This is a genomic window from Pseudomonas sp. Irchel s3a18, assembly GCF_900187535.1.
Classification (GTDB): domain Bacteria; phylum Pseudomonadota; class Gammaproteobacteria; order Pseudomonadales; family Pseudomonadaceae; genus Aquipseudomonas.
On sequence record NZ_FYDV01000003.1, the window covers coordinates 262,248 to 272,594 of the forward strand.

Below are 10,347 nucleotides of genomic sequence, written 5' to 3' on the forward strand. Positions count from 1 at the left end.
CAGGCGGCGCGGCTAACGCGGTCTCGGCGACGCAGACGGTGACGATCACCCTTACCGGCACCAACGACCAGCCGACACTGACGATCACCGACACGACCGGTGCGATGAACGAAGGCAACGGCGCAGCCACGCTGAGCGACAGCGGTGTGCTGAGCTTCTCGGACCTGGACAGCAATGATGTGGTGACGGTCAGCCAGACCTCCAACGACGACATCGCCTGGAGCGGCGGTACCCTCGACGCGGCGCAGGCCGCAGCGTTGGTGGCGGGTTTCTCGGTCGATCAGGACAGCTGGAACTACAGCAGCAGCCAGAACCTGGACTTCCTGCGCGCCGGCGAAACCATCAGCTTCTCCTACGCCGTGGTGGCCAGCGACGACAGCGGCGCGGGCAATGCGACCTCGGCAACGCAGACCGTCACCATCACCCTTACCGGCAGCAACGACGCGCCAGTGCTCAGTTTCGTGACGGGCAATGATGCGGGCGCGGTGCAGGAAGACACCACGCTCACCGTGAATGGCCAGTTCAGTTCGGTCGACATCGATCACGATGCCACGGCGACATGGAGCATTGCGGGTGCGGATACGGGCACCTACGGCTCGATCGCGGTGGACAACACCGGCAAGTGGACTTACACGCTGGCCAATGGCACCAATGGTGTCGCCAGTGCGGTGCAGTCGCTGAAGGCTGGCGAGAGTCATGATGACGTGTTTAGCGTGCAAGTCAGCGATGGCCTGGGCGGCGTAGACACCCAGCTGGTGACCGTCACCGTCAGCGGCAGTAACGATGCGCCAGTGCTCAGCTTCGCGGTGGGTAATGATGTCGGCGCGGTACAGGAAGACGGCACGCTCAGCGTGAATGGCCAGTTCAGTTCGGCCGACATCGATCATGACGCCACGGCGACATGGAGCATTGCGGGTACGGATACGGGCACCTACGGCTCGATCGCAGTGGACAACACCGGCAAGTGGATCTACACGCTGGCCAATGGCACCGATGGTGTCGCCAGTGCGGTGCAGTCGCTGAAGGCTGGCGAGAGTCATGATGACGTGTTTACGGTGCACGTCAGCGACGGCCTGGGCGGCGTAGACACCCAGCTGGTGACCATCACCCTCACCGGCACCAATGATGATCCGGATATCCATCTGGTCACGAGCGACAGTGCGAGCGCGACGCTGACGGAGACTAATGCGGGGCTCACCGCGAGCGGTACGCTGAGCGTCAATGATGTCGATCTATTAGATTCGATCAGCACGTCAATCACAGGAGTGGTTGCAACAGGCACTACTGCAGGGCTTGGCCTGACGAACGCACAACTGCTGAGCATGCTGAGTGCAACACCTGCTTCCGGCCTGGCGGCTGACAGTGGCAACGCGCACAACCTGAGCTGGAACTTCGACTCCGGCATACAGGCGTTCGACTATCTCACTGTCGGCCAGTCCCTGGTGCTGACTTACACGGTGCAGAGCGCAGACAACACTGCTGCGTCTGACACACAGACAGTGACAGTGACTATCAACGGCACGAACGACGACACGACGGCGCCGACGGTAACGGGCACCAGCTATGGCACTAACGATGGCACGCTCAAGGCAACTGAGACGGTGACACTGAGCGTAACTTTCAGCGAGGTCGTACTGGTCACAGGTTCGCCGACGCTCAACCTGAACACCGGCGGGACGGCAAGCTACGCGAGCGGCTCGGGCACTAATACGCTGACGTTCACTTACACGGTAGGGGCCGGTCAAAATACAGCCGACCTTACCCTGGCTGCGTCCCCATTCACGCTTGGTGGTGCGACGATCAAAGATGCGGCGGGGAACAATGCCATTCTTACAGGAGCCAATGGCGTCAATCCAACCGGCACATTGATAATCGATACTGTTGCACCCGTCGGGGGGGCTGGGGGGGGGAACGGATACTACGTTCCAGGTAGCAATGTTTTCACAATAGGTGTGACTGACACTTCAGGTTCAGGCGTGGTGTCGGTGACCGTTCATGATAACCATCCCACTTCTCCTGTCGCAGACTTCTCTTTAGTGCTGGTGAATGGAACTGCAACCAATGGAAATTGGGCGATAGATGGCGATACCAGCTCCGCTTTAGGAACTTCAGACAGTATAGAAGGGCACAATGTCACAGTGACCATGACTGACCTGGCGGGTAACACAAGCACGAGATCAGGAGTTGCCCCAGCGGGGATCGCTGGAGAGGCTATCAACCTTGCACTGACTGATCCGACGGTGGGCGCAAGTGACTCTATCCTGGTGACGATAACAGGGATGCCGTCAGGCTGGACGCTGAACGCCGGAACCAACAACGGCGACGGTAGCTGGACAGTGCATACCGACGATCCCGGCTCACTGACGGTGACCACGCCAACTGACTTTGCCGGCGCGCTGGTGCTCGACGTCAGCATGACCTGGACCAACGCCGATGGCAGCATTGGCAATACCTTCGTTTCCGACAACGTAGAAGCCTACGCTCCAGGCTCACCGATCTTCGCTTTGTCAGTGAACGACAACCTGACCGGCTCCAGTGGCGCCGACCTGTTCGTCTTCGCCCAGCCGATCGGCAACAACGTCATTCACAACTTCGATGCGGCGGCGGACAAGATCGACTTGATCGGCTTCACGGGCGTCAACGATTTTGCGGATGTGAGTGTCGTCAACGACGCGAGCGGCAATGCCGTGGTCAGCATCAGCACCGGCCAGACGATTACTGTCAAAGGCGTGGATGCGGCGGCGCTGAGCGGGGCCAACTTACTGTTCGATGTGGACCCGGTCACGACTAATACGGGCACCATCGCCATTGCCGACGGCGCGATCATGCCGTTCGGTGGCAGCATCGACAACAGCGGCACCATCACGCTCGGCTCCACCGGCAGCGGGACCCATCTTGAGATCCTGTTCCGCGGCGCGACGTTGACCGGTGGCGGGCAAGTGGTGCTGTCCGACAGCGCGCAAAACGTGATCTTTGGTGGCAGCGCGGACACGGTACTCACCAATGCCGACAACACCATCTCGGGTGCCGGCCAGTTGGGAGCGGGGCAGATGATGCTGGTCAACGCAGGCCTGATCCTTGCCAGCGGCGTCAATGCGCTGGTGATCGATACGGGTAACAGCGCCGTCATCAACACGGGCGTGCTGGAAGCCAGCGGCAGCGGCGGACTGGTGATTAAAAGCGCGCTCGTCAACAGCGGTAGCCTGTGGGCGAACGATGGCAATATCATCATCCACGCAGATGCCAGCGGCGCGGGAAGTGCGACTATCAGCGGTTCGGCGATGCTCGAATTCGGTGCTGCCTCCGATCAGCACGTGACGTTTGACAGCGGCGCGGCAGGTACGCTCAAGCTCGATGTGTCGACGGCGTTCAGTGGCAGCGTCAGCGGTTTTACCACGGGCGACACGCTGGACTTTGGCGATATAGCGTTCGGCGCCAATACGCAGATCACCTATGCAGCGAGTGACACAGGCACCGGCGGCATGCTGATCGTGAGCGACGGCGTGCATGTGACGCAGGTCGCGCTGAGTGACCAATACGCGGCGGCGGGCTTGCAGGCGAACGCCGAGGGCAGCGGCAGTGAGCTGGCCTACGATGCCGCGGCGGCAAACCACACGATGCTGGGCGGCCTGGCCAATGACATTCTGGTCGGCGGCGCGGGTGACGATCTGTTCCTCGGCGGGCTGGGCAACGACACGCTCGACGGCGGCCTCGGCAACGATACCTTTGTGTTTGCTGCTTCGGGCTTTGGCAACGACTCGATCCAGGGCTTTGACGCCAATCCGACCGGAGGGCAGGACTTGCTCAATATCGCGGGGCTGGGGATCAGCAGCGAGACGTTCGCTACCAACGTGAGCATTGCGGCTGACGGGGCGGACACGGTGATTGGGATCGGAGTGGAGTCTATTCGCCTTGTCGGTGTTAGCAGTGAAGGTATCGACCAGGCGGACTTTATCCTGACGGTATGATGTTTTTGCTGCTGGCCGCACGTTGCTACGCGGTTGCAGACCCCATTGCGGATAAATTTGCGATGGGGTCTGTGCGAGGTGTTTTTCTCGGCATTCCACCCGGAGCGATTCATTTCGGCTTTTTTCGAAATTGATTGAGACTGATCTTTTATGTGGCGTTTCTGTTGTTCCGGGAAACGATACTTGATCAGAACAATGAGTCTCGAGGCTCAGCGGGTAAGTGAACGTTCTGTCAGCTCTAATAGAGGGGGGCCGGATGTATCATTCGTTCAACCATGAGAATGGTTAAGCGACCTTGTCGGAATGCAGCGCCTGGCTATCCATGGTGATTCGGACTGCGTCATGACGCCAGAACTCGCGATCGCAATCAAGTATCTGTCCATGTTGATCGTAGTTGACGCGAATGATCATTAGCAGCGGGCTGCCTTCTGGCAGATTGAGGTAATTCGCCACGCTGGCCTGTGCCGCCGTCGGGTAAATATCAAAAGTCGCGCGGCCGCAATGGATGTCATAGTGCTTTCGGTAAATCAATGTCAGCGACTGACTCAGGTCCAGTTTCAATATGTCCGGGAAAAACTCGGGTTTCAGATAATGTTCTACAAACATCACAGGGCGCCCATCGACTGAACGCAGGCGGCGTATACAGTGCAGCCTGCTTAACGGCGGCACCGCCAACTTCAGGCACAACTCCGGGCTCGCCAATTCCGTACTGGTCGACATGACCTGTGTGATCGCCTTGCGTCCCTGGCTTTCGACCATCTGGTGGAACAGTGAGTGTGTGAAGGGGTTGTACACCAGTCGGGGTGGGGTAACAAACCAGCCACGCCTGCTTTCCCGATAGATCGATCCTTGCGCCTCCATTCTTTGCAGGGCTTCTCTGAGCGTAATGCGGGTTGTGGAAAACAGTTCGCTCAGCTCTCGCTCGGAAGGGAGCTTGCTACCGGACGCCAGCGTGCCATCGATGATCTGCGTTGCCAGGGCGTGATGGATGGTGGCAGCTTGGGTGGTGATTTTTTTTGTCACGGTGAAGGTCTGGATGATTTTCGAGCGCTGATGTTATCCCAGTTAATGATTTCATTCCCTTTACGACGCTCAACTGATGCTCTTCGGGCACACCTGGCCCACTACCTCCCTGACGTTTGATCTCCCGCGACGGGGGCTCGACTGTCGTCCGCGTTCGCGTTCTGGTGCACCTTGGGATAGCGCTTGCCTTTCTTGTTTCTGGTCGAGCCAGGCGCGCCACGAGCGTGGCATCGACAGTAACGACAGCCCTGTTGCATTGCGCATATCTCATCGCATTGGGGGCAGTGTCCCAGCATCCCGAGTGTCATATTTCGGTCATTTCCTCTGGGTAGTATCCAGTTTCCGCCCCAATCTGGTCTATACCACACGGCTAAATCATGAAAAAAATCCTGATTACGAGTTTGCTTGCAAGTGCCTTGTCGATTGCAGTTCCTGCTGCGTATGCGCAGCAGGACATGGATGCTTTAGTCGCCGCAGCCAAAAAGGAAGGCGCGGTTAATAGTCTGGGGATGCCGGATAACTGGGCGAACTGGAAAGATACCTGGGCCCAGATCACGCAAAAATATGGCCTGGTACACCTGGATACCGACATGAGTTCCGGGCAGGAAATCGCCAAATTCGAAGCTGAGAAAACGAACGCATCAGGCGACATCGGCGACGTTGGCCAATCGTTCGGCCCGATTGCCGTCAGGAAGGGTGTAACCCAAGCCTACAAGCCGACCAACTGGGACGACATTCCGGCGTGGGCCAAAGACGAAGACGGTCATTGGGTCGTGGCTTATAGCGGGACCATTTCCTTCATCAGCAACAATAAGCTGGTCAAGAATCCGCCCAAGACCTGGGGCGATTTGCTCAAAGGCAACTATAAGGTGACCGTAGGCGAAGTAGGTGTTTCGGCGCAGGCCAACAGTGCGCTGCTGGCAGCCGCGATTGCCAATGGCGGCAACGAAAAGAATCTGCAACCTGCGTATAAGTTGTTTGCCGAACTGGCTAAACAAGGGCGGCTCTCCATGACCGATGCGAGTATTGCCAACCTGGAAAAAGGTGAAGTGGAGGTCGCGCTGTTATGGGACTTCACCTCATTGGGTTACCGCGAAAAGATTGACCCATCCTTGTTCACGGTCTCCATTCCCGAAGATGGAAGTGTGAGTGCCGGCTATTCAACCCTGATCAACAAATACGCGCAGCATCCGAACGCCGCCAAACTGGTGCGTGAATACATCTTCAGCGATGCCGGCCAGATTAACCTGGCCCGTGGTTTCGCGCGTCCGATTCGTAGCGACGTGGTCCTGCCACAGGATGTAAAGGACAAGATGTTGCCTGCTGCGCAATATAACAACGCCAAACCGATCCAGGACTTCGTGGCGTGGGAGGGGACCACCAAGGCCATACCGCGCCAGTGGCAAGAGCAAGTCATGATTTATAACAAGTAATGCCAAGGGCGTTAGGCCGCCTCTACAAACCACTGCGCGCACGTTGCTCGTTCACTACGGTTTTTAGAGGTGGCCATGAGAGGAGTGTTCGGGGCATTGGCCGCACTAAAGCTTTACTGCCGCGGTGCCCCGCTATCACTTATCAAAACCCAAGGAACACGGAGTTGCTAGTTGTATGACAGTTGCATCGAACCCGCTGGCCACCCCAGTGACCATCGACACCCGGCTTTCTCCACGCTTTCGCCACTGGCGGGCGGCGCTGGTCCTGCTGCCCTTGTTATGTGTATTGGCGTTGTTTTCACTGGCGCCGACAGCATGGCTGCTGATCAACAGCGTGCAGGTTGATGGCGCATGGTCGCTGGCGAACTTCAGTGAAATCCTGAGTTCCCCGTTTTACCGTCAGGCCTTTGGCAACAGCCTCTGGGTTTCCGTCTGCTCCAGCTTGATTGGATTAGCCATCGCGCTGGTGGCCGCCGCTTCGTTGAAGCGGGTGGATTGCACGGTTCGCGACATAACGGTGGCATTCACCAACATGACGGGCAACCTGAGTGGGGTGTCATTGGCATTCGCCTTCATTATCGTGATGGGAACCAATGGTGCCGTGACGTTGCTCTTGCGGCGATGGGGTTGGCTGACTGATTTTGATCTATACACGCAGACTGGGCTGACGCTGATTTACAGCTATTTCCAGATACCGCTGGCGGTACTGTTGCTCTATCCAGCCTTTGATGCGCTGCAGGACGATTGGCAAGAGGCCGCCTCCTTGCTGGGTGCCAGTCGCGCCAGTTACTGGCGCCGGGTTGCGTTGCCGGTGCTGATGCCGGCGATTTTCGGTACGTTCATTTTGTTGTTGGCCAATGCCATGGGGGCGTATGCCAGTGCGTACGCACTGATGACCTCCAACTACAACCTGGTCACCATCCGGATTTCCAGCCTGGTCGCTGGGGACATTTCTCTGGAACCGAATCTGGCGGCAGCACTGTCCGTGCTTCTGGTGGCGATGCTGGTGTTCGTGGCGATGGTCAACCAGTTCTTGATGAAGAGAAGCTACCATGCACACTAACCGTTATCACCAGTTCGTGCTGTATGGCTTGATGGCTCTACTCAGTGTCCCTGTTCTGGCGACCCTGGTTTATTCATTTTCCCAACATTGGGGTGCAACGATATTACCCGATGGGCTGACGTTCGACTGGTATCTCAAGTTGTGGCAAGAGCCGCGCTTCTTGAGCGCATTTAGTCATTCCTTGTTGATTGCACTGGGCACATTGGTCTTCAGCACAGTGGTCATCGTGCCTGCCACCTTTGTCGTGTTCTATTATTTTCCGCACTTGGATCGATGGATGAACATCCTGATTCTGATCCAGTTCGCGGTGCCGCCTGTGGTGTCGTCGGTGGGCCTGTTGCAGATTTATGCCGACGGCCCGTTACCGCTGATTGGCACGCCGTGGGTACTGATAGGGTGTTATTTCACAATTGTTCTGCCGTTCATGTACCGGGCACTCGCCAATGGTCTGCAAGGGCTGAACGTGCGCGACCTGATGGATGCGGCGCATCTGCTGGGGGCAAGTACTCCCGCTGCTTTTCTACGGGTGGTCTTGCCGAATATCCGCAAGGGATTGATGGCCGCCTTGTTTCTCTCTTTCTCCTTCCTGCTGGGCGAGTTCGTGTTCGCCAACATATTGGTTGGCAGCCGTTACGAAACCTTGAACGTCTATCTCTATTCCGTGCGCTCCACCAGTGGCCATTTTGTGAGTGCCGTGGTGATGAGTTATTTCATATTTACGCTGGGCGTGACCTGGATCGCCACCCGCTTGAGCCGATAGGACAGTGCGATGAATTATCTTGAAGTCTCCAAGTTATCTAAATCTTTCGGCAAAAGCTCGGACAAGACCCGGGTGTTTGACGACATCAATTTCACTATCAAGGAAGGCGAACTATTGACCCTGCTCGGCCCCAGCGGTTGCGGCAAGTCGACCTTGTTGCGCTGTATCGCAGGTTTGACTGAGGTTGATGGCGGTCAGATCCATGTGGCGGGGAATAACATTACCCATGTTGCTCCGCAGAAACGTGGCATCGGCATGGTATTCCAGAGCTATGCGTTGTTTCCGAACCTGACGGTGACGGGCAATATTGCCTTTGGCCTGAACATGCAGGGCGTCTGTGTCGAGGAAACCTTGCAGCGCGTGGCCGAAGCGGTGAGCCTGGTGGAATTGCAGGGGCACGAGAACAAATTCGTGAGCCAACTCTCCGGCGGCCAGCGTCAGCGAGTCGCCCTGGCACGGGCATTGGTGGTACGGCCACGCATCCTGCTGCTGGATGAACCGCTGTCGGCGCTGGATGCACGCATCCGCAAGCACCTGCAGGAAGAGATCAGGCGGATCCAGTCGCAGCTGAAACTGACGACCATTTTCGTGACCCACGATCAGGAAGAAGCGCTGATGCTGTCCGATCGCATCATCGTCATGGATGGTGGTCGCATCGTGCAGGAAGGCAGCGCCGAGACCATCTACACACGTCCGGCCAATGGTTTTGTCGCGCGTTTCATGGGCAGCTACAACCTGCTGGATGCCAGCCAGGCGCAACGACTGCTTGGTCTGCACATACAAGGGCAACTGGCAATCCGGCCGGAAGCGATCCATGTGGCGCAAGCCGGTCGCAGCTATGGCCCGCATCTGGGCGCACCGTGCCGCGCCACGGTACGTCACCATCAACTGCTCGGCAACGTCATCCGTTATCACGTCGATGCGCAAGGCTGTTCGTTGATGGTCGATCTGCTCAATCGCAGTTCTGCATCCTTGCTACCGGCAGGCGCGCAGCTCGACCTGCTGTTCAATCGTGAAGAACTGCAGGAGGTCGCATGACGACGCTGGCTATTTTTGACATGGACGACACCCTTATCGATTGCGATAGCTCCAGTCTCTGGCTGCGCTATCTGGTGAAGCGCGGAGTGGCAGCCGCCGACATGCTGGTCACCGAGCAGGCGATGATGCAGGCCTATCATCTGGGCGAACTGTCCATGGCGCAGTACATGGACTTTACGCTCCAGCCGTTGTCTGGAGTGGCCGTCAGCGAAGTGGAGCGATGGGCTGATGACTTTGTCTCCAGCATGATTTCCACGCGCATATTTCCAGCCGCGCGTCGACAAATTGAGTGGCATCGTCAACAGGGAAACAAACTTTTGATCATCTCGGCCACGGCTGACTTTATTGTCCGCCGTATCGCCGCCATGCTGGGCGTGGACGAGGTGATCGCCATCGAACTTGAGCAGGTAGCAGGCAGCTTTACCGGCGCAACCGAAGGGGTGCTCAGTTTTCGGGAAGGCAAGGTAGAACGCTTGCAGGCGTGGCTGCAGATCCATGGCAACAGCTTGCAAGGCAGCTATGGCTACAGTGACTCGGTGAATGACTTGCCGCTATTGCATGTGGTCCAGCATGCGTGCGTCGTCAACCCCGCGCCAGCGCTGAAACAGGTCAGCGACCAGCATCAATGGCGACAGTATGACTGGCAGTTGACGTAACATGAGCACAGCGTCACGGGTCAGGCCCAGGGGGCGGCATGCTGTTAATCCAGTTGCGTTCCGATGCTTTGTTGCGCCACAAGGCGACGGGCCTGCCGGTACCTGGGCTAACCCTGGTGGCGTCGATAGGGCAGGGATCTCTGAATAGCGGCGGGCACGAGGGTGTACGGGTTCGTGCCTGGCCAGACTTGAACGCTTGAGTGCCATCAGGCGGCTGCGAAGGGGCGTTTCTTGGCCGAATGTGGCAAGTGACGCTCAGCCGGCGATCTGCGGGCTGACGCCCGACAGCATCTTGTCATGTGAACCATCTCGAACATTTCACGCAGCAACCACCGCTTAGGGTTTTCCCTGGCCGTCCAGACCGCGTATTATCCCGACATATTTTCTGCAGACTTCCTACGCCCAG

At 57.7% G+C, this 10,347-nt stretch carries 6 protein-coding genes and 1 pseudogene; 6 read left to right on the forward strand and 1 reads right to left on the reverse strand.

Annotation, left to right across the window (positions count from 1 at the left end):
* Nucleotides 1–26: 26 nt before the first annotated feature.
* Nucleotides 27–3,968, forward strand: a pseudogene (locus CKW29_RS06325) (beta strand repeat-containing protein); the annotation flags it as partial.
* A gap of 285 nt (nt 3,969–4,253) precedes the next feature.
* Here the strand turns inward: CKW29_RS06325 and CKW29_RS06330 are convergent.
* Nucleotides 4,254–4,991: a UTRA domain-containing protein gene (locus tag CKW29_RS06330; RefSeq protein ID WP_095143158.1), complete on the reverse strand. Its 738-nt coding sequence runs from the start codon at nt 4,989–4,991 to the stop codon at nt 4,254–4,256.
* A 377-nt stretch (nt 4,992–5,368) separates the two neighbouring features.
* Between CKW29_RS06330 and CKW29_RS06335 the strand changes: the two genes are divergently transcribed.
* The 5 genes from CKW29_RS06335 (at nt 5,369) to CKW29_RS06355 (ending at nt 9,941) form a co-directional block, all read left to right on the forward strand.
* Nucleotides 5,369–6,424 (forward strand): ABC transporter substrate-binding protein, encoded by a 1,056-nt coding sequence (locus CKW29_RS06335; RefSeq protein WP_095148105.1) that lies wholly within the window; start codon nt 5,369–5,371, stop codon nt 6,422–6,424.
* Between the two features lie 175 nt (nt 6,425–6,599).
* Nucleotides 6,600–7,487 carry an ABC transporter permease subunit gene (locus tag CKW29_RS06340; protein ID WP_095143160.1) on the forward strand — a complete coding sequence of 296 codons (888 nt, stop codon included), beginning with the start codon at nt 6,600–6,602 and terminating at the stop codon, nt 7,485–7,487.
* Nucleotides 7,477–8,247, forward strand: a complete 771-nt coding sequence (locus tag CKW29_RS06345; protein ID WP_095079514.1) for an ABC transporter permease — start codon at nt 7,477–7,479, stop codon at nt 8,245–8,247. The genes CKW29_RS06340 and CKW29_RS06345 overlap by 11 nt, the downstream gene beginning before the upstream one ends.
* Nucleotides 8,248–8,256: 9 nt before the next feature.
* Nucleotides 8,257–9,285, forward strand: a complete 1,029-nt coding sequence (locus tag CKW29_RS06350; RefSeq protein WP_095143161.1) for an ABC transporter ATP-binding protein — start codon at nt 8,257–8,259, stop codon at nt 9,283–9,285.
* Nucleotides 9,282–9,941, forward strand: a complete 660-nt coding sequence (locus CKW29_RS06355; RefSeq protein ID WP_095143162.1) for an HAD family phosphatase — start codon at nt 9,282–9,284, stop codon at nt 9,939–9,941. Before CKW29_RS06350 ends, CKW29_RS06355 begins: the two co-directional genes overlap by 4 nt.
* Nucleotides 9,942–10,347 lie beyond the last annotated feature (406 nt).